At 72.7% G+C, this 20,544-nt stretch carries 17 protein-coding genes; 10 read left to right on the plus strand and 7 right to left on the minus strand.

Annotation, left to right across the window (positions count from 1 at the left end; all coding sequences use genetic code 11):
- Window positions 1-51 precede the first annotated feature (51 nt).
- Window positions 52-3,348, plus strand: coding sequence for a response regulator (locus tag TAE01_RS09365; protein ID WP_186815128.1), 3,297 nt, complete (start codon window positions 52-54; stop codon window positions 3,346-3,348).
- A gap of 128 nt (window positions 3,349-3,476) precedes the next feature.
- Here the strand turns inward: TAE01_RS09365 and TAE01_RS09370 are convergent, their stop codons facing one another.
- Window positions 3,477-4,169, minus strand: coding sequence for a hypothetical protein (locus TAE01_RS09370; protein ID WP_147065746.1), 693 nt, complete (start codon window positions 4,167-4,169; stop codon window positions 3,477-3,479).
- A 148-nt stretch (window positions 4,170-4,317) separates the two neighbouring features.
- Here TAE01_RS09370 and TAE01_RS09375 point away from each other — a divergent pair, with 148 nt between their 5' ends.
- From TAE01_RS09375 to TAE01_RS09390, 4 genes are all read left to right on the plus strand, one after another.
- Window positions 4,318-5,055, plus strand: a complete 738-nt coding sequence (locus TAE01_RS09375) for a response regulator transcription factor (protein ID WP_147065749.1) — start codon at window positions 4,318-4,320, stop codon at window positions 5,053-5,055.
- A complete protein-coding gene (locus TAE01_RS09380) occupies window positions 5,033-6,736 on the plus strand; it encodes a sensor histidine kinase (RefSeq protein ID WP_147065751.1) in 1,704 nt (567 codons plus the stop codon). The genes TAE01_RS09375 and TAE01_RS09380 overlap by 23 nt, the downstream gene beginning before the upstream one ends.
- Window positions 6,737-6,944: 208 nt before the next feature.
- Window positions 6,945-9,020 carry a glycosyltransferase family 39 protein gene (locus TAE01_RS09385; protein ID WP_147065753.1) on the plus strand — a complete coding sequence of 692 codons (2,076 nt, stop codon included), beginning with the start codon at window positions 6,945-6,947 and terminating at the stop codon, window positions 9,018-9,020.
- Between the two features lie 5 nt (window positions 9,021-9,025).
- Window positions 9,026-9,577, plus strand: a complete 552-nt coding sequence (locus tag TAE01_RS09390) for a GtrA family protein (RefSeq protein WP_147065755.1) — start codon at window positions 9,026-9,028, stop codon at window positions 9,575-9,577.
- A gap of 19 nt (window positions 9,578-9,596) precedes the next feature.
- On the opposite strand, the gene TAE01_RS09395 is transcribed toward TAE01_RS09390, so the two are convergent.
- Complete coding sequence (locus tag TAE01_RS09395; RefSeq protein ID WP_246111239.1) at window positions 9,597-10,700, minus strand: MBL fold metallo-hydrolase; 1,104 nt, start codon at window positions 10,698-10,700, stop codon at window positions 9,597-9,599.
- 133 nt (window positions 10,701-10,833) lie between these two features.
- Entirely contained in the window at window positions 10,834-12,150 is a 1,317-nt protein-coding gene (locus tag TAE01_RS09400) for an MBL fold metallo-hydrolase (RefSeq protein WP_147065759.1), read from the minus strand.
- A gap of 104 nt (window positions 12,151-12,254) precedes the next feature.
- On the opposite strand from TAE01_RS09400, the gene TAE01_RS09405 reads away from it, so the two are divergent.
- The 5 genes from TAE01_RS09405 (at window position 12,255) to TAE01_RS09425 (ending at window position 15,205) form a co-directional block, all read left to right on the plus strand.
- Complete coding sequence (locus TAE01_RS09405) at window positions 12,255-12,815, plus strand: toxin-antitoxin system HicB family antitoxin (protein WP_147065761.1); 561 nt, start codon at window positions 12,255-12,257, stop codon at window positions 12,813-12,815.
- Window positions 12,816-12,894: 79 nt separating this feature from the next.
- Entirely contained in the window at window positions 12,895-13,764 is an 870-nt protein-coding gene (locus tag TAE01_RS09410; protein WP_186815129.1) for a DUF4097 family beta strand repeat-containing protein, read from the plus strand.
- A complete protein-coding gene (locus TAE01_RS09415; RefSeq protein ID WP_147065765.1) occupies window positions 13,761-14,045 on the plus strand; it encodes a hypothetical protein in 285 nt (94 codons plus the stop codon). The genes TAE01_RS09410 and TAE01_RS09415 overlap by 4 nt, the downstream gene beginning before the upstream one ends.
- A 118-nt stretch (window positions 14,046-14,163) precedes the next feature.
- Complete coding sequence (locus TAE01_RS09420) at window positions 14,164-14,787, plus strand: FMN-binding negative transcriptional regulator (RefSeq protein ID WP_147065767.1); 624 nt, start codon at window positions 14,164-14,166, stop codon at window positions 14,785-14,787.
- 124 nt (window positions 14,788-14,911) lie between these two features.
- On the plus strand, window positions 14,912-15,205 hold the full coding sequence (locus tag TAE01_RS09425) for a hypothetical protein (protein WP_147065770.1): 294 nt from the start codon (window positions 14,912-14,914) through the stop codon (window positions 15,203-15,205).
- Window positions 15,206-15,261: 56 nt separating this feature from the next.
- Here TAE01_RS09425 and TAE01_RS09430 read toward each other — a convergent pair whose 3' ends face one another.
- The 4 genes from TAE01_RS09430 to TAE01_RS09445 form a co-directional block, all read right to left on the minus strand.
- A complete protein-coding gene (locus TAE01_RS09430) occupies window positions 15,262-16,959 on the minus strand; it encodes an NAD(P)/FAD-dependent oxidoreductase (RefSeq protein WP_147065772.1) in 1,698 nt (565 codons plus the stop codon).
- A 10-nt stretch (window positions 16,960-16,969) separates the two neighbouring features.
- Complete coding sequence (locus TAE01_RS09435) at window positions 16,970-17,836, minus strand: phosphatase PAP2 family protein (RefSeq protein WP_147065774.1); 867 nt, start codon at window positions 17,834-17,836, stop codon at window positions 16,970-16,972.
- Window positions 17,837-18,167: 331 nt separating this feature from the next.
- Window positions 18,168-19,328 (minus strand): fatty acid desaturase family protein, encoded by a 1,161-nt coding sequence (locus TAE01_RS09440; protein WP_147065776.1) that lies wholly within the window; start codon window positions 19,326-19,328, stop codon window positions 18,168-18,170.
- 42 nt (window positions 19,329-19,370) lie between these two features.
- Window positions 19,371-20,519 carry a ferredoxin reductase gene (locus tag TAE01_RS09445; RefSeq protein WP_147065778.1) on the minus strand — a complete coding sequence of 383 codons (1,149 nt, stop codon included), beginning with the start codon at window positions 20,517-20,519 and terminating at the stop codon, window positions 19,371-19,373.
- Between the last annotated feature and the right edge of the window lie 25 nt (window positions 20,520-20,544).

Consider the following 20,544-nt stretch of genomic DNA (forward strand, 5'->3'; position numbering starts at 1 on the left):
ACATCCGTCAGGTTCCAGCGCGACCGGCCCCCGATGCGCAAGGATCGGGACATGTCGGGCACTCGGGGGCAGGACGGGGCGGTGGAGGCCGACCTCTATCGCTGGATGGTCGCTGCCTCTCCCGACGGCCTGTGGGTCTTCGACGAGTCGGGACGCACGGTCTTCGCGAACGCCCGGATGGCCGAGATGCTCGGTCGGGACCCCGACGACATGGTCGGCTTCCCGGTCTTCGACGCCGTCGACGACACCGGCAAGGAGCAGTTCCGCCACCACCTCGAGGAGCTCGCGACCCACGGCGTGCCCGGAGACAACCTCGAGTGCAGCCTGCTCGACGCGCAGGGCAACCGTTTCTGGGCCCTCGTCTCGCACACCCCGCTCGTCGACGAGGCCGGTGTCCACCGTGGCTGGATGCACCGGGTCAGCGAGTACAGCGCCCAGCGCAAGCTGCTCGACCAGCTCGCCGAGGCCCAGTCGATCGCCAAGATCGGCAGCTGGGAGTGGGACGTCACCGCCGACCGGGTGTCGTGGTCCGACGAGCTCTTCCGCATCTACGGCCTCGACCGTTCCGACCTGACGCCGACCTACGAGGGCTTCCTGTCGCGCATCCACCCGGACGACCGCCAGCACGTCGCGGAGTCGGTCGGGGCGGCCGTGGCGTCGGAGGACTCGTTCGAGTTCGACGCGCGCGTCGTCCGGAGCAACGGCGAGATCGCGTGGATCCGTGGTCGTGGTCTCGTCACCCGCGACCCCGAGGGTCGCGCCGTCCGGATGGGTGGCACGACGCAGGACATCACGGAGAAGAAGGACGCCGAGCAGGCGCTCGGCCTCGTGACGGCCATGGCGACGGCGGCCAACGAGTCCGCGACGCTCGACGAGGCGCTCCCCGCGGTCCTGGCCGAGGTGGCCCGTCACACGACGTGGCGACCCGTGCTCGCCTCGGTCGTCGACTCGGCGGGCTCTCTCGGGATGCCGATCCGCGCGCCGGAGGGCACCGAGTCGAGCACCCTGCCCGTCGAGGTCGGGCTGGACTTCGCGGCTCGCGCCGCACAGCGCCTCGCGGTCGTGGCCGAGCTCTCGGCGCAGGGGTCGACGATCGTCGCCGTGCCGATCATCCACGAGGGACGGGTGGCCGCCGTCGTCGTGCTCGACATGCGCACCGCCGCACCACCGGTCGAGTCCGACGCGGCGACGATCACGCAGATCACGGCCCTGTTCGCCCGGGTCGCCGACCGCGAGTGGACCGCTGAGCACCTGGCCGCGGCCCGCGACGCCGCCATGGAGGCCTCGCGCGCCAAGTCGGAGTTCCTCGCGACGATGAGCCACGAGATCCGGACGCCGCTCAACGGTGTCATCGGCCTCGCCGAGCTGCTCGGACGCACCGAGCTGACGCCCTACCAGCGACGGCTCTCCGACGGCATCGACCAGGCGGGCCGGGTGCTCCTCGGCCTCGTCAACGACATCCTCGACCTGTCGAAGATCGAGGCCGGTCGTCTCGAGCTGGAGTCGCTCGACTTCGACCCCGCGGCCGTGCTCGAGCGGAGCGTCGCGCTGCTCGCCGAGCGCGCCCGGGCCAAGTCGCTCGACCTGTCCGTCACTCACGGGGTGGACGTGCCGTTCCTCGTGTCGGGTGACCCCGTGCGCTTCGGCCAGGTCGTCGCCAACCTCACGACGAACGCCGTGAAGTTCACCGATGCCGGGAGCGTCGTCGTCCACCTGGGCCTCGAGCGGATGACCGAGACCGGCCCGGTGCTGCGCATCGAGGTCACCGACACCGGCGCGGGGATCGCGCCGAAGGTCCGCTCCCGCCTCTTCGAGTCGTTCTCCCAGGGGGACTCCTCGACGACGCGTCAGTACGGCGGGACCGGCCTCGGCCTCGCGATCAGCCGGCAGATCGTCACGGCGTTCGGCGGTGAGATCGGTGTCGACAGCGAGCCGGGCCGCGGCAGCACCTTCTGGTTCACCGCCGCCTTCGGGACCGCCTCGGCGCGCAGCGTCGGGCGGTCGGCCTCGCAGGAGGCAGCGGTGTCGGGCCTGCGCGTCCTCGTCGTCGGCGCCGACACGGCGCACCGGCTGCGCGTCGAGGAGCAGCTGCGGACGTGGTCGATGACGGTGGCGTCGGCCGACTCGGGCGTCGACGGCCTCACCCAGCTGGACCGGTCCGACCGCGGCGGCAGCCCGGTCGACGTCGTCGTGCTCGACGACCCCGCCTCCGGGGCCGCCGGCCTGCAGGTCGCGCGGACCATCCGTGCGGACGAGCGCTTCGCGGGCGTACGCCTCGTGCTCGTGTGCGCGCACGTACCGCCCCCCGACGCGGCGAGCTCGAAGCAGGCCGGTGTCGACACGGTCCTGACGGCGCCGGTCATGCCCTCATCGCTCTTCGACGCGATGGCCGACGTCGCCGGTCGTCGGCTGGCGACCGAGTCCTCGCGGACGATGCGGCCGACGCTCGTGTCGCCGGGGTCCGACGGACGGCTCGGCACGGTCCTCGTCGTCGAGGACAACGAGGTCAACCAGCTCGTCGCCCAAGGGGTCCTCGAGAGCCTCGGCTACGCCGTCGTGCTGGCCGACAACGGGGTGGAGGGCGTCGAGGCCCACCGCACGCGCGGCGACGAGTTCGTCGCCGTGCTCATGGACTGCCAGATGCCGCAGATGGACGGCTACGCCGCGACGCGGGCCATCAGGAGCCGTGAGCAGCCCGGGCGCCGTGTGCCGGTCATCGCGATGACGGCCTCGGCCATCGCGGGCGAGCGCGAGCGTTGCCTGCAGGCGGGCATGGACGACTTCCTGACCAAACCCATCGACGTCGGGCTGCTCGCGTCGACGCTGCGGCGGTGGACCGGTGGCGAGGGCGCGCCTCGGCCGCCGGCCGTGTCGTCCGTCGGCGCGGCCCACTCGACGAGCGGGGGCGCCGGCGGTTCCGACGCATCGGACGAGTCCGACGCATCCGACGCGTCCGACGGGTCCGACGGGTCCGACGAAGGCGGAGACGCCCAGGTGCTCGACCACTCGCGCCTCGAGGAGCTGCTCGACATCGACCCCGGTGACCCGTCGATGCTGCTGCGCTTCATCGACCGCTTCGGCGCCGGAGCCCGCCAGCGCCTCGCGGAGCTCCGTGATGCGCACGCCGCCGGCGACGCGCAGACCCAGGGACGGATCGCTCACGGCCTCAAGGGAACTGCCGCGAACCTCGGGGCCGTCGCCCTGGCCGGCGTCTGTCGTCAGGTCGAGGACCTCGGGTCGGACGGGCGGCTCGCCGACGATGCTCTCGTCGCCCGGCTCGGTGACGCGGTCGACGACGCCGTCGGGGCGCTCGAGGGCTACGCCGCCGAGCTTCGGTCCTCCCGCTGACCGAGTGCGTCCTCGTGCAGGAGGTGCGCGCTGTCCCCACGCGTGCAGGCTGCAGCCGTCACCTCTGGCCCTCACGCGCACCGATGACGGCGAGCTGCCCCAGGTGGCCGTGGGGTCAGATCGGCCCGTCAGGTCGTCCGGGTGGTGCCGGTGGTGCTCGTGCCCTGGTCGTCCTGGCCCTGCCCCTGGTCGTCGGAGAAGGGGTCGGTGCCGGGAGCGAGCTGTCCGCTCTGACCCAGCAGCTGCAGGAGGTCCTGCGGGTCGAGCTGGCTCAGCTGGTTCGGGTCGAGGTTGCCCAGTCCGCCGGACGTGCCGTTCTGGAGGTTGGGCAGCTGCTGGGGAGTCGTGCCCTGCTGGTTCTGCAGGCCCTGCTGGTTCTGGAGACCCTGCTGGCCCCGCGGGAACGGGAAGGTGCGGCCGCCACCCGGTCCACGGAAGCCACCGTCGCCGCCGGTCGAGCCGGACGGCAGGGCCGCCGCCGCACCGATGGCGCCGGCCGAGGTGAGCAGGAGCGCGAGGCCCGCGGTCACGGCCGTCTTCTTCGCGTTCCAGCGGGATCCGCCGCCACCGGGAGCTGCCGTCTCCCGGGTCGGGAGGCCAGTGGGTGAGAGGGGGACACCGGGGCCGGCGAGCGGGGTCGCGGCACTCGGCGACGCGGCATACGCGTACGGCGTCGACGGAGGGGTCACGGGGATCTCGCTCGTCGCGGCGGCCGGGAGCTGCTGCGTGTCGTCGGCGGCTGTGGGACGGCGGGGGTCGAACTGGGGGAGCACCGACGTGGGCTGCTCACCCGGAACCTGCGGCGTGGACTCGTTGCTCATGGGCCTCACGGTCCGGCGGCACCCTGTGCGAGCGCTGTGGCGAAGCCATCGGGTGGCTGGGACTTGCCGCAGCCGGGACAGAGCGTCCACAGGAATCACACAGGGAGGTACTGGTCATCGCACAGTCCCGCGGGTTTCACTGGATGACATGAGCGAGAAGACCAAGCCCGCAGCGGCGCGACTCCAGCGACTCGACGGCTCCCCGGTGCGGGTGCTCGTCGTGGACGACGAGGCCAACCTCACCGAGCTGCTCGGGATGGCGCTGCGCTACGAGGGCTGGGAGGTGCGCGCCGCCGGCACCGGCATGGAGGCCGTGCGCGCGGCCCGCGAGTTCGACCCCGACGCGGTGGTGCTCGACATGATGCTCCCCGACTTCGACGGACTCGAGGTGCTGCGCCGCATGCGCGCCGACAACAGCAACGTGCCCGTCCTGTTCCTCACCGCCAAGGACGCGGTCGAGGACCGCGTCTCGGGCCTGACCGCCGGTGGCGACGACTACGTGACGAAGCCGTTCTCGCTCGAGGAGGTCGTGGCCCGCGTCCGTGCCCTCATGCGCCGCACGACCATCGCCGTGTCGTCGTCGGACTCGATGCTCGTCGTCGGCGACCTCACCCTCGACGAGGACAGCCACGAGGTCATGCGCGGCAGCGAGGAGATCCACCTGACCGCAACGGAGTTCGAGCTGCTCCGCTACCTCATGCGCAACCCGAAGCGGGTGCTGTCCAAGGCCCAGATCCTCGACCGCGTCTGGAACTACGACTTCGGCGGTCAGGCCAACGTCGTCGAGCTCTACATCTCCTACCTGCGCAAGAAGATCGACGCGGGACGGGACCCCATGATCCACACCATGCGAGGAGCTGGGTATGTCCTCAAGCCGGCCGTCTGACACCGGCCACGTCGACACCGACCTGCCCGACCCGGCCGACCTCCCCGAGGACGACGGCTCCAGCGGCGCCGACCTCTTCCCCGAGGGCGTCGGCTTCCGCGACGAGGACGACGACCCGACGGCGTATGCCGTGCCAGCCGCGACCGGGGCCGCCTCGGCCGCGGACCCGGCCGGGGTCGACGACCCGGCGGGCCCGGCGTCGCTGCGCGAGCGGTGGGTCGCCGTGCGCGAGCGGGTGCGGCCGTGGTCGGCCTGGACGCTGCGCGCCAAGCTCGTCGCGTCGATGCTCGCCCTGTTCACCGTGCTCAGCATGATGACCGCGGTCTTCTCCGTGACGGCGCTCAACCAGTCGCTCATCGGGCAGGTCGACCAGCAGCTGTCCGACGCGCTGAACCGGCCGAGCCGGGGCGGCCCGGACGACGGCGGTGACGGCGGTGCGGGAGGCGGCCCCGGCGCCGACCGGATGGAGGTCTTCCTCACGACGAACGGCAACGCGGGCTACGTCTACCGCGCGGGTGCGCGAACCAGCCTGAGCGCCAACCAGATCGCCATCGTCAAGGCGGCCGGCCTCGGGTCGGTCCCCAAGACCCTCGACCTCGGCGGTGACACGGGCCGGTACCGCATGGTCGCGGCGACCCGCCAGATCCGGAACCTCCAGACGGGCGACCAGGTCACGGGTACCTACGTCGCCGGCATCTCGACCGGGCCGACCGACGTCATCGTCGGACGCATGATCGTCATCGCGATCGCGACGGTGGGCGCCGGCATCATCCTCGTCGCGCTCATCGGGACCTGGCTCGTGCGCCGCAACCTCGAACCCCTGCGGCGGGTGGCCGCCACGGCCACCAAGGTGTCGCAGACGCCGCTCGCGTCGGGGCGGGTGGCGCTCGCCGAGCGCGTCGATCCCGCCGACACCGACACCCGCACCGAGGTCGGTCAGGTGGGTGCGGCCTTCAACGAGATGCTCGACCACGTCGACGAGGCCCTGAACTCCCGGCACCAGAGCGAGCAGCGGGTGCGGCAGTTCGTCGCCGACGCCTCGCACGAGCTGCGCACCCCGCTCGCCTCGATCAAGGGGTACGCCGAGCTGTCCCGGCGCGAGCCCGAGGCCGTCCCTCAGACGGTCACCCACGCGATGGGTCGCATCGAGTCCGAGGCCAACCGGATGAGCTCGCTCGTCGAGGACCTGCTCCTGCTCGCGCGGCTCGACGCCGGGCGCCCCCTCGAGGAGGCCCCGGTCGACATGTCGATGCTCGTCATCAACGCCGTCAGCGACGCCCACGCGGCCTCGCCCGGACACCGGTGGGACCTCGACCTGCCGCCGGAGCCCGTCGAGGTCACCGGGGACGGCGCACGGCTGCACCAGGTCGTGGCCAACCTGCTCGCCAACGCGCGCACGCACACCCCCGACGGCACCCGGGTCACGACCTCGGTGCGGCCCGAGGGCGAATGGGTGCGGGTCGCCGTCCACGACGACGGGCCGGGCGTGCCGGACTCGTTGCAGCCCAACGTCTTCGAGCGCTTCGCCCGAGGTGACGACGCCCGGGTCCGTGCCGGTGGCAGCACCGGGCTGGGCCTGTCGATCGTCGCGGCGGTGAGCAAGGCGCACGGCGGACGCGTCGAGCTCGACAGCAGACCCGGCGACACGACGTTCAGCCTCCTCCTGCCGGCCGCCCCCTGAGCCGTTCCGTCGCGGCCGGCCGACTCCGGACCGCACCAGCTCCGCCCCCGTGGAGCTGGTGCGGTCCGTCGTCGTCCCGGGGCGCGACAGCTCCGCCCCGGTGGAGCCGGTGCGGTCGGGAGCCGGGGTGGGCGCGGGGCCTGCCACTCATCAGCGCGCCAAAGTCATGTCATAGGAAGGGCACAGTCCCGACCTCGACGGTGGGGACATGGACACGATGACCCTCACCACCACGGGCGGGACCGGCACCGCGTCGGCGCCCGCCGGACCGGCAGACGCCCGGCCCCAGACCTCCCGGCCCATCGCCCGTGCGGGTCGTCCGTCTCGGTGGCGGCGCCTCTGGCGCGGCACCGACACCGACCCGTCCTGGGCCCGACCCGCCCTGTTCGGGCTCCTCCTGCTGACGCTCGTGCTCTACACGTGGAACCTCACGGCGAGCGGCTACGCCAACTCCTTCTACTCCGCGGCGGTCCAGGCCGGCAGCGACAGCTGGAAGGCGTTCTTCTTCGGCAGCTCCGACGCCGCCAACTCGATCACCGTCGACAAGCCGCCGGCCTCCCTCTGGGTCATGGCCCTGTCGGTGCGGCTGCTCGGTCTCAGCTCGTTCGCGATCCTCCTCCCGCAGGCGCTCATGGGCGTCGCGACCGTCGGTGTCGTCTACGCGACGGTCCGGCGCCAGTTCGGCGCGGCGGCGGGCCTCGTCGCCGGCGTCGTCCTCGCCCTGACCCCGGTCGCGGCGCTGATGTTCACCTTCAACAACCCCGACGCCCTCCTGACGCTGCTCATGGCCCTCGGCGCGTGGGCCACGATCAAGGCCATCGAGCAGGCCTCCCCGAAGTGGATGATGATCGTCGGCGTCTTCATCGGGCTCGGCTTCCTCACCAAGACCCTGCAGGTCCTGCTCGTCGTGCCCTTCTTCGGCCTCGCCTACCTCGTCGCGGCGCCGACGACCCTGCGCAAGCGGATCGTCCACTCCCTCCTGGCCGTGGGCACGATGGTGCTGTCGGCCGGCTGGTGGGTCGCGATCGTCGAGCTCGTGCCGGCCTCGGCCCGTCCGTACATCGGTGGCAGCCAGACGAACTCGTTCCTCGAGCTCACCTTCGGCTACAACGGGCTCGGCCGCCTGAGCGGCAACGAGACCGGCTCGGTCGGCGGTGGCGGAGGTGGCGCGACCGGGGGCGGCATGTGGGGCTCGACCGGCCTGTTCCGGATGTTCTCCACGAGCGTCGGGGACCAGATCTCCTGGCTCATCCCGAGCGCGCTCATCCTGCTCGTCACCGGCCTGTGGCTGCGGGGACGCCGCCCGCGCACCGACCTGCGCCGTGCCGCCTACCTCGTCTGGGGCGGCTGGCTCGTCGTGACGATGCTCGTCTTCTCGTTCATGGCCGGCATCTTCCACGAGTACTACACCGTGGCCCTCGCCCCGGCGATCGCCGCCCTCGTGGGCATGGGCGCCGTGGAGGCCTGGCAACGCCGCTCCAGCGCGGTCGCGACCATCGCCCTCGCCGCTGCGACGGCCGCGGCCGCGACGTGGAGCTTCATCCTCCTCTCGCGCACCACGGCCTACGGTGACTGGCTGCGCGTCTCCGTCCTCGCGGTCGGCATGGCTGCCGCGCTCCTCATCCTCGCGACGCGATGGATGCACGCCCGCGCCGTGCCCCTCGTCCTGGCGGCAGCACTCGTCGCCGGCCTCGCCGGCCCGGGGGCGTATGCCGTGTCGACCACCTCCCAGGGCCACAGCGGCTCGATCGTCACGGCCGGTCCCGCCGGATCGAGCCGAGGCCCCGGCGGCTTCGGCGGCGGGGGTGGCACGCCGCCCCAGCTGCCCGGCCAGACCGGCCAGACCGGACAGGCCGGTGGCACCGGGACGGCCCAGCAGGGCGGCCCGCAGGGTGGCGCGGGGGGCGGCATGGGTGGCCTGCTCGACGCCTCGACCCCGAGCACCGCTGTCGTCTCGGCCCTGTCGGCCAACGCCGACACGTACACGTGGGTGGCGGCGGCCGTCGGTTCGCAGACGGCGGCCGGGCTCCAGCTCGGCACACAGCTGCCGGTCATGGCCATCGGCGGCTTCAACGGGTCGGACCCGAGCCCGACGCTCGCGCAGTTCAAGCAGTACGTCGCGAACGGCAAGATCCACTACTTCGCCTCCGGCGGACGCGGGTTCGGCAACCAGAACGGCGGCAGCAGCGCCTCGAGCGAGATCAGCACGTGGGTGGAGGAGAACTTCACCTCGGTGACGATCGACGGCTCGACGTTCTACGACCTCACGCAGCCCCTCAAGTGACGACGATGTCCGCCACGACGAACAAACCCCTGTCGTTCCGACGGGTCCGGCTGTCGCAGCAGATCATCCGGTTCGCGGGGGTGGGCGTGCTGTCCACCGTCCTGCACCTCGGCCTCTTCGCGGCCCTGGTGCGGGGCGGTGCACCCTCGCAGCTGGCCAACGGTGCGGCGCTCGTGCTGGCGACGCTCTTCAACACCGCCCTCAACCGGGCGTGGACCTTCGGGGTGTCGGGCCGGCGCAAGCTCGTCTCCCACCACGGCCAGGCCCTCGTGATCTTCGCGATCACGTATGCGGCCACGACTGCGGCGCTCGCCCTGCTCGGTGCGGTCGCCCCCGATGCCGGCACCGTCGTGCAGACCGCGGTCGTGGCGGCGGCCAACGTCCTGTCGACGGCGGCACGGTTCGTGGCCATGCAGCGGTGGATCTTCCGCCCCTCGGCGGAGGCCACCGCCGAGGCCGTGGACGTCGCCACCCGCTCGGCCGACGGGGCCACGGACCGCGACGACCCGGCATACGCCAGCGGTGCCGTGGTCGAGGGACCGCGGCGGCGGGGCTGAGGGCGCCCTGGCGGCCCCCTCAGCTCTGGTCGCGGTCCTCGGGGGCGGCGCACGCCTCCCACCAGGGATCCTGGTGGGAGGCGACGACCTCGTCGATGTCGTTGTCGCTCAGCTGGATCCGCGTCCCGACCCTGGGGGCGACCAGGCGCACGCCGCGCTCGGCGGCGACCCGGCGGGCCCAGCGGATCGGCTCGCTCCACCAGTGCGTGGCCAGGTTGAAGGTGGCCCAGTGGATGGGCAGCAGCACCGAGTCCGTGCCGCCCCGGTTGACCTCGAGGTGGGCGTCGACGGCCTGCTCGGGGTTGAGGTGGATGTCGGGCCAGTGCGCGCTGTAGGCCCCGATGGGGATGATGGTCAGGTCGAACGGCCCGAGGTCGGCACCGATGTCGGTGTAGCGGTGCGTCGGTCCCGAGTCGCCGCCGAAGAAGACGGAGTGCCGTGGCCCGTGCAGCGACCAGGCCGCCCAGAGCGTCTGGTTGCGCACGAAGCCGCGCCCCGAGAAGTGCCGGGCCTCGGTGCACGTGAGGCGGATGCCGGCGATCTCGGTCTCCTCGCGCCAGTCGAGGCTCGTGATGCGACCGGTCGGCACGCCCCACTCCCGCAGGTGCGCGTCGACCCCGATCGGCACGACGTAGTGCGGCTGGTGGGTGCGCTCGAGCTGGCGGATCGACGGCTCGTCGAGGTGGTCGTAGTGGTCGTGGCTGATGACGACGGCGTCGAGGCGCGGGATCTCGGCGATGCGACCGGGGGTGGGGTGCAGCCGCTTGGGTCCGGCGATGACGGACGGGGAGGCGCGCTTGCCGAAGACCGGGTCGAGCAGGAAGCGCCGGCCGTCGAGCTCGACGACGCTCGTCGCGTGGCCGTACCACGTGACGGCGAGGTCCGCGGGCTCGTGCGGGTGACGTGGCGTCACGAGGGGCACGGTGCCCCGGGGCCGGCCGCGGCCGAACTCGCGCACCATCGTGGCCAGCATGCTTCCGGGGCCCTCAGCCTCGGACGTCGCGACGACGTGGGTCGGCTCGTGCGAGCGGAACTCGCCGTCGCGGTAGTGCGGTGACGCGGCGACACGCTGTCGCTGCGACGCGGTCGACGCACCCATCCGTCGGAGGATCGGGAGCTGCACGGGCTTCTCCTGCCTGTCGTGCCTCACGGCGCGGGCGGCCACGCGGGCGCGGGCTGCCGTCATTCTCGTCCAGCGACGGGGCGCCCGCCCGAGTTCCCGGGGGTCGTATGCCGTGTGGCGCGGGGCCTGCTCGTCAGTCGTGGTCCTCGGGGGCGGCGCACTGCTCCCACCACGGCTCCGAGTGGGCTGCCGCGACGGTGGTCGCGTCGCCGGACGTGAGGTCGATGCGCTCGCCCACCCGGGGGAAGGCGACCGGGACGCGCGCCTCGACGGCGGCCCGGCGGATCCGGCGGACCGGCTCGGCCCACCAGTGCATCGAGAGGTTGAAGGTCGCCCAGTGGACGGGCACGAGCAGCGACGCGTGGGCGGCGGTCTGCACGGTGCGGGTCGTCTCGGTGCGGTCGCCCTCCTCGTGGGTGCCGCCCGGGGTGTCGATGCGCTGGTCGCCCTCGAGGAAGTCGTCGGCGACACCGGCGGCGTCCGCGGTGAGGGCGTGCGCCTCGTCGCCGATGCGGTTGACGTCCCGGTGGGCGGCCAGGGCCTGCTCGGGGTCCATGTGGATGTCGGGCCAGAAGGAGTCGTAGGCCCCGACGGGCATCAGCGTCACGTCGAACGGACCGAGGTCGGCGCCGATGGCGGCGAACCGCTTGGAGGTGCCGGAGTCGCCGGCGAAGTAGGCCGTGTGACGCGGGCCGTGCAGGGCCCAGCCGGCCCAGAGGGTCTGGCTGTCGACGAGCCCGCGTCCGGAGTTGTGCCTCGCCTCGGTGCAGGTCAGGCGGATGCCGGCCACCTCGTTCTCGCCGCGCCAGTCGAGGGCGGTGATGCGGGACTCGGGCACGCCCCAGGCGAGCAGGTGCGCGTTGACGCCGAGCGGCACGACGTAGTGCGGCCGGTGCGTCTCCTCGAGGCGGACGATCGACGGCTGGTCGAGGTGGTCGTAGTGGTCGTGGCTGAGCAGCACCGCGTCGATGCTGGGGATGTCGGCGATGGAGCCCGGGACGGGGTGCATGCGCTTGGGACCCGAGTGCCGGATGGGCGAGACGCGCTCGCTGAAGACGGGGTCGATGAGGAAGCGCGCGCCGTCGATCTCGAGCACGCTCGTCGCGTGGCCGTACCACGTCACGGCGAGCTCGCCCGGCTGCTGGGGCGGCTCGGCCGGGACGATCGGCACCGTCCCGACGGGCTGCCCGTGGCCGCTGACCCGGATCGCGGCGATGAGGGCGCTCGTCTGGGCCCGCACCCGCGGGCGCAGCGACGGCTCCTCACCCTCGAAGCGGCGGTTCGTGAAGTTCGGGGAGTCCTGCACGAAGGGCAGGATCGCCGCCGGTGAGGCGCCCATCCGGTTCATGACCCGGACGAACTGGCGCGCGCGGGTGCGTGAGGAGACCTTCTCGATCGCGGTCGAGAGGGCTCGGACGGCGGGACGGTCGGAGGTTCCGAGGCTGCGCATCGGTGACCTTTCGCGAGGGGGAGGGGTGCGCTGAACGTACCCGGCGACCAGCGTGCGTCATCATGGTGTTGACGTGACACCACAGTGGTGTCATAGTGATGCGCATGGACATCACCGAGTACGTCGACGCACTGCGTCGGGATCTCGCCCAGGCGGCCAGGGCGATGGGTCCGGAGACCGAGCAGGCCGCCGAGCGCATCGGTTTCGCTCTCGACTCCTCGGCCCGCCTCGCGCTGATGGATGCGCTCTCGCACGCCGCAGCCGAGATCACGAACGAGCTCGAGGGCACCTCCGTCGAGGTCCGCCTCCAGGGCCGCGAGCCGGTCTTCGTCGTCGTCGGGGCCGGTCCCTCGGCCGTCGCCGACGACACCCGGGCCATCACGACCGATGACACCAGCGTGGTGTCACCGGACGACGAGGGGGCCGAGACCTCGCGCATCACGCTCCGGCTGCCCGAGGCCCTCAAGGTCCGCGCCGAGGAGCTCGCGACGGGCCGCGGCCAGTCGCTCAACACGTGGATCGTCAACGCGGTCCGCGCCGCCACCGGCTCGGGCGTCCCGCCGGTGCCCGGCTTCCCGCCGGCGCCTCCCGGACCGCAGTTCGGGCCCGGTGCCCCCGGCCGCAACCGCTCCTCCAACAAGCGGGTCCAGGGCTGGGTCCGCTGACCTTCCCGGCACACCTCCCAGCATGCGCACGAAGCACGACACACGGCATACGACCACCACCGAGCAAAGGGGACATCCCATGGGCACCACCCTCGAGACCCGCTTCGACACGACGGGTCCCATCAACCTCAAGGCCGAGCTCCTCGTCGGCGACCTGACCCTCACGGTCGGCGCCGGCACCACGACGACCGTCCGGCTGCACCCGCACGGCAAGTCCGGCGCCGAGATGGCCGAGAAGTTCACCGTCGAGGCGCGCGGCAACGACGTCGTCGTCATCGCCCCCAAGCTGCGCGACAGCTTCTTCTCCCTCGGCAGCAAGGGCTCGGTCGACGTCGAGGTCGAGCTCCCCGCAGCCAGCGCGGTCGACGCCAAGACGGGCGCCGGCGACGTCACCGCGGCCGGCCTGCTCGGCGACGTCCGGGCCGTCACCGGCGCCGGCGACCTCACCTTCCACGAGGTGGGCGCCGCGCAGCTGAAGTCCGGCTCCGGTGACCTCACGCTCCAGGCCGCGAGGGGCGACGTCGACGCCAAGACCGGCTCGGGAGACATCACCGTCGGCGCGGGGGGCGGCCGGCTCGACCTCGTCTCGGGCAGTGGCGACATCGAGCTGCGCCGCTCCGACGCGGCGGTCAAGGCCCGCACCGGTTCGGGTGACCTGCGCATCGGTGCCTCGACGGGCGACCTCGAGCTGACCACCGGCACGGGTGACGTCGACCTCGGCGCGGTCCATGGTGGCGACGTGCGCGCCCGCACCGGCACCGGCGACGTCACCATCGCGGTCGCCCACGGCGTCGCGGCCTACCTCGACCTCAACACCGTGACCGGCGACGTCGACATCGACCTCGACGGCACCTCCGGTCCCGGCGACGCCGAGGCCCAGGCCCGCCTGACGGTCCACTCGGGCAGCGGTGACATCCGGGTCAAGCGGGCGCAGGTGAGCCTCGCATGAGCGCCGAGAGCCTCAGCCTCACGCCTCAGGAGGCGATCGCCCGCGACCGCATCGTCGAGCGCGTGGCCGCAGCCCACCGCTCGGAGCGCGCCCCGCGGCACAGCACCCGCACCCGCCGGCACGTCCGCGCCGCGCTCCTGCTGCGCAGTCTCGCGCAGCGGCTCGACCCGGTGGCCGACCGTCCCGAGAAGGCCGCTCTGCACGCCGTGCCGGCGCCGCACGCGGGCAGCCCCCGCCCCTGGACGGCCGCACCCCGCCGGGCCCCGCACCGGCACAGCTGAACCCCGCCCCACCCTCCCCGCAACACACCGAGAACCCGTCAGCTCCTGCGGTTGCAACCGTCAGGTCCGGCCGGTGCTCGGTGTGTTGCGGTGTGAGGGGCCGTGGCACGATCGGGGGATGTACGTGCCGAGGGCCAACGCCATGGCCGATCCGGAGGTCGCGGTCTTCCTCGAGGCCCACGCCGCGGCGCACCTCGTGACGGTCGGGCCGGATGGGCGGCCGGACTCGACCCTGCTGCCGGTCATCGTCGACGGCGACCGGGTCGTCGGGCACCTCGCCCGGGCCAACGAGCACTGGACCCGCATCGAGCCGGGGTCGCCGGGACTCGTCGTCGTCAGCGGTCCCGACGCCTACGTCTCGCCGGGGTGGTACGCGTCCAAGGCGGAGCACGGACGGGTCGTGCCCACGTGGAACTACAGCGAGGTTCAGCTGCGTGGCTCGGTGACCGTCCACGACGACCCCGACTGGGTCCTCGACGTCGTCACCCGGCTCACCGTCCGGCACGAGGCCGACCGCGAACGACCTTGGGCCGTCAGCGATGCACCGCCGAAGTACGTCCGCGGCAGGCTCCGCGCCATCGTCGGCATCGAGGTCCTCGTCGAGTCGGTCGAGGGCAAGGCCAAGCTGAGCCAGAACCGGTCCGATGCCGACCGGGAGGGTGCGATCACGGGTCTGCGCTCGAGCGGCGACCCCGCCTCGGCCCTCGTCGCCGACGAGATGGACCGCGCGCTGCGGGCCTGAGCCCCGCTGCCGTGCAAGGCAGCTCGAGCAGGCACCACCAGGTCCTCGAACCCGCGACCCCACCCATGCCCCACGCATCCCTCAGGCACAGACGCTCCACAGGCGCCGGCCCGACGGTGGAGCCATGGACACGACACCTCGCCCCGGAACCGCTCCCTCGACCTTCCGCTCCACGTTGCGTCGTGGCCTCGGTGCCGCCGGTGCCGCCGTCGCCGTCGCGTTCGTCGGCACTGCCGCGCTGGGTGCCGGGCAGGCCCACGCTGCAGGCGTCGCCGGCGGTCTGACCCCCGTGCGCACGACACCCGAGCCGGCGCCGCACCCGCACCGCAACCACGCCGCGCACCCGGCCAACCTGCCGGCGGTCACGACGACGGCCTACCGCTACTCGTTCCGTGACGGCCAGCTCATCCGCCTCTGACCCCGTCGAGAGGCCACGTCCGGCCCTCCCACCCGACCCGTGACGGCCAGGGCGAGTCAGCGCGTGGGGTCGAGCCAGGCGTGCACGAGCGGGACGACCGAGGCGCCCTCACCGCTGGCCGCGGCGACGCGCTTCATCGATCCGGCGCGGATGTCGCCGGCCGCGAAGATGCCCGGCACCGTCGTCTCGAGGCTCTCGGGCGGCAGGCCCCCGTGCCACCGGTCGAGCGGCACGTCGCGACCGGTGAGGACGAAGCCCCGCGCGTCGCGGGCCACCTCGTCGGGCAGCCACTCGCAGTGCGGCTCCGCGCCGATGAGCAGGAAGAGCCCCCGGCACTCGCGCCGCTCCTCGGAGCCGTCGGTGGTGTCGCGCACCCTGACCCAGCCGAGGCGTCCGTCGTCGCCGGCGCCGCCCCCGACGACCTCCGAGCAGCCCTGCACCGTGATCCGCGGGTTGTACTCGATCTCGCCGACGAGGTAGCTCGACATCGTCTCGGCCAGCGTCTCGCGCCGCACGAGGATGGTCACCGAGCCGGCGAAGCGGGCGAGGTGGATCGCGGCCTGCCCCGCCGAGTTGCCGCCGCCGACGACCATGACGTCGGCGCCCTCCATCTCGCGGGCCGCGGTCATGGCGCTGCCGTAGTGGACGCCGAGTCCGACGAGCCGCTCGATGCCCGGCGCGTCGAGGCGGCGGTACTTCACGCCGGGCGACACGACGACCGCGCGGGCGAGCAGGTCACCGCCCTCGGTGCAGAGCCGGTGCGGCGCGGGCCGTCCGTCGGCACCGACCTCGCCCGGCACGAGGGACGTCACGGGCCAGCCCGAGAAGAACTGGGTGCCGAAGCGGACCGCCTGGTTGCGCGCCCGCTGGGCCAGACGCATACCGCTGATGCCGCGGGGGAAGCCGAGGTAGTTGCGGATCATCGACGACGTGCCGGCCTGCCCTCCGACGGCCTCCGCCTCGAGGACCACCGTCGAGAGCCCCTCGGACGACGCGTAGACCGCCGCCGCGAGCCCTGCCGGTCCGGCGCCCACGATGGCGACGTCGACGACGCGGTCGACGGCGATGTCGGCGGGCCTGCCGTAGATGGCGGAGGCGACGTCACGCACGCTCCGGGCGCTGCCGACGCGCTGGTTGAGGTCCATGAAGAGGGGGAACTCGGGCTCGCCGCCCTCGTCGCCGCCCTCGTCGGCGACCCGCTGCAGGACGTGGCGACCCTTCTCGCTGTCCGGCGGGTAGACGCGGTTGGGCAGGCCCATCCGGTCGAGGTAGTCGCGGATGCTCAGGGTCAGGGCGTCCTCGACGGGTGAGACGATGGCCACCGCGACCACCTCGGGCTCGGCCACCGTGGAGCCCCAGTCGGACAGCAGCTCGCAGATGGCGGTGTGGAACTCCTCGTCGCGGGCACCGCGCGGGGCGAGGAGGTAGGCGTCGTACTTGCCCTTGGCCATCCCACCGCGCAGCCGCTCGGCGTCCTCGCGGAAGCTCGAGACGTGCGCGGCGATGACCCGTCGGGCGGTGGGCACCGTCGCACGCCACCAGTGGAAGGCCTGGAGCACCTCGGCGTCGGGCAGTCGCGACTCGGTGACGAACATCGCGACCTGGCCACCCTCGGCGACGACGCGCTTCGCCGCCAGCTTGGCGTCGTGCGCCGACGTCGCCGTGGGCAGCTCGTAGTCTCGCGAGTAGCGCCCGAACTCGTCGAGCAGCTCCTCGCAGCGGGTCTCGGACACGAGGATGATCGCCGGCTTCACCCGGTCGATCCTAGGAGGCCGGGCCCTGCTGGGGTATGCCGTCGGGCGAGTCCGCGGACCCCGGCCGTTCGCGCAGGGTGAGCCACAGGCGGTGCGCGGTGATGACGGCCAGGGCCCAGGCGAGCCCGATGAGCCAGCCGGCGAGCACGTCGGTGAGCCAGTGGTGCCCGAGGAAGACCCGGGAGAGTCCCATGGTGACGACGAAGACCGTGCCGAGGGTGATCGCGAGGGTGCGCTGCCAGGCTGCCGTCGACTCGATGAGGACGAGGTAGACGACGATCGTCGTGAGGACCGTCGCGTTGAGCGTGTGGCCGCTGGGGAACGACGGCGACACCTCGAGGGGCGGCACGGCGAGGGACGCCGGCGGTCGGGCCCGGTCGACGACGTTCTTGCCGACGACCGTCATGGCGAGCGACCCGGCAGCGGCGATGAGGGTCAGCACGATCGGGGTCCACCGGCGCCGGCGCCACGTGATGACCGCGACGGCCACGAGCGCGAGGATCGGCATGCCGACCGGTCCACCGACGTCGGTGAAGGCCGTGACCGCGGAGTCGAGTCCGGGGGAGCGCAGCGAGATCGCGGCGTCGAGGACGGGCTGGTCGACGGCGGTCGGGCCGTTCCGTCCGACGACGCCCTCGTAGACGGTCTCGATGCCCTCGACGAGGGCGATCAGGACGACGAGGGCGACGACGGCGAAGACGACGAACGCCAGGTGGGCCGAGGACCACGACGCGACCCGGCGCGCGGCCGGTCGCGAGGCTCGGGCCAGTCCGGCGAAGACGCCGACGAGCCACCGCCCGAAGCGCGAGCGCCAGGCCGTGAGGTCCCGGTCGCCGATCGTGTCGTCCGGGGCCTGCGGGCGGGTGAGGTCTGGCATGACCCATCCTTACCCGCCGGGGACGTGCCCGGGGCCGCTCGGGTCGTGCGGGTCCGACCCCGCAACCGCGCACCCGCCCCCACGCCCGGCACACGGCATACGGGATCGGGTCGCCGCGGGGCAGCACAGAGCCCCCGCTCAGGTGGGCGAGCGGGGGCTCTGTTCGGTGCTGCCCGTCCCCGACGGGCCAGCCCGGGGCGCCCCTCCACGAACACCCGGGGCTGTTGCCAGGACGCCCGGAGGCGTCCCTTCACCTGTAAGACGGACGGCTCCTCGTTTCATGACACGGTTTTCGGCCGTGTCGGCGCGAGGTCCCGGGAGGGTGGTCGGCTCAGGCCGCGGCGTGCTCGCGCGCGGGCGCGGTCGGCAGGTCGGTGACCGTGGCACCGCGACCGCGCCGCAGGGCGCCGTTGGGCAGCGACAGGCGGAAGACCTTCTTCCACGCCGAGGCGACCTGCCGGGGCAGCGAGCCGGTCGTGTAGGTCAGGCCGTAGCGGCGGAAGAGGTCCTGCACCTGCGGGGCGATCTCCTGGTAGCGGTTGCTCGGCAGGTCGGGGAAGAGGTGGTGCTCGATCTGGAAGCTGAGGTTGCCGGTCATGAAGTGCATGGCCTTGCTGCCGCTGATGTTGGCCGAGCCGAGCATCTGGCGCAGGTACCACTCGCCGCGGGTCTCGCCGACGATCGAGCGGCGCTCGAAGGTCTCGACGCCCTCGGGGAAGTGGCCGCACATGATGACCGAGTGGGTCCAGAGGTTGCGGATGAGGTTGGCCGTGGCGTTGGCGCCGAGGGTGCTGAGGAACGACGGGCCCGACAGCAGCGGGTGGATGACGTAGTCCTTCGTCATCTGGTTGCGGATCTTCTTGAGCGTCACCGTGGCCCGCGCCCGGAAGTCGGGGTCCTGGCGGCGCTCCTTGGTGGCGAGGTTCTTGCCGAGCTCGAGGTCGTAGGCGGCGATGCCGTACTCGAAGAAGCAGGCGTTGACGAAGTTCCACAGCGGCTGCGCGGCGTAGAGCGGCACCCAGCGCTGGTCTTCGTCGACGCGCATGATGCCGTAGCCGAGGTCGTTGTCCTTGCCGATGACGTTGGTGTACGTGTGGTGCAGCTCGTTGTGCGAGTGCTTCCACTGCTCCGACGGGCTGGCGTTGTCCCACTCCCACGTCGTCGAGTGGATCTTCGGGTCGCGCATCCAGTCCCACTGGCCGTGCATGACGTTGTGGCCGATCTCCATGTTCTCGATGATCTTGGCGACGGCGAGGCCGGCCGTCCCGACGACCCACGCGGGCGGGAACATCGACACGAGCAGGACGGCGCGGCTGCCGAGCTCGAGCTTGCGCTGGGTCGCGATGACCTTGCGGATGTAGGCGGCGTCGGCGGCACCGCGGGTGTCGATGACGGACTGGCGGATCGCGTCGAGCTCGACGCCGATCTGCTCGATGTCCTCGGGCGTGAGGTGGCCGATGGGGTTGTGGGTCTTCTTCTGCAGGACGGTCATGGTGACTCCTCTGGTCAGGGGGTCGGGGGTCTGTGGGTCAGGTCAGTGGTCGATGACGCAGGCGCCGGCGGCTGCGGAGATGCAGGTCTGGACGGGCACGCCGCGGCCCTCGGTCTCGCCGGGGGTCGCCGTGGTCACCTCGCCCGTGCGCAGGTCGCGGACGGCGCCCTCGCGCAGCGGCAGCACGCAGCCGAAGCAGATGCCCATGCGGCACCCGGAGGGCATGAGGACGCCGGCCGCCTCCGCGGCGTCGAGGATGGGGGTCGCGCCGTCGGCGTCGACGGTCGTGCCCGAGCCGGTGAAGGCGACCGTGCCGCCCTCGCCGACGACGAGGGTGCTGGCGCGGAACTGCTCGGTGAGCAGCGCGAGCCCGCGGGAGTCGTGGTGGGCCTGGAGCGCGTCGAGCAGCCCGCCGGGACCGCAGGCGAGGGTGGCGCGCTCGTCGAGGTCGGGCACGAGCGTCTCGAGGTCGTCGACGTCGAGCACGCCGTGCTCGTCGTCGTAGCGGGCGACGAGCCGGATGAGTCCCGCGGCGTCGAGCGCGCGGAGGTTGTCGATGAAGATCGAGTGGGGCTCGCTGGGTGCCACGTGCACGACCACGATGTCGTATGCCGTCGCGCGGGGCAGGCGTACGACCCCTGAGTCCGCGACGGGGAAGAGGTTGCGCAGCATCCCGATCACGGGCGTGACGCCGGACCCGGCGGTGACGAAGAGGAACTTCCCGCCGCCGGTCGGCAGCACGAACTCACCCTGGGCCTGCTCGAGGTGCACGAGGGTGCCGGGCCGCGACCCGCGCACGAGGTGGGTGCTGACGAGGCCGTCCGGGACGGCCTTGACGGTGATCGAGATGTTGCCGTCGGCGCGCGGTCCGTGGGTGAGGGAGTAGGCCCGCCACTGGCGCACGCCGTCGACGTCGACGCCGATGCGGACGTACTGCCCGGGCACGTGCCCGGCCCAGTCGGCGCCGGGGCGGATGACGACGGTGGCGGCATCGGCGGTCTCGGGGTGCACCTCGACGATGCGACCGCGCAGGTCGGCGCCGGGCCGCAGCGGGTCGAAGAGGTCGAGGTAGTCGGCGGGCAGCAGCGGGGAGGTCGCGCGCTCGGCGAGCTGGAGCAGGCGTCCGCGCAGGGTGGGGCGGGGTGCTCGGGGAGAGGGGCTCGAGATCTTCGAGAGTCCGGTCAGGCTCATGTCTTCAGCATGACTGAGGACCGAG

This window comes from Terrabacter aerolatus (genome assembly GCF_007991735.1).
Taxonomy (GTDB): Bacteria; Actinomycetota; Actinomycetes; order Actinomycetales; family Dermatophilaceae; genus Terrabacter; species Terrabacter aerolatus.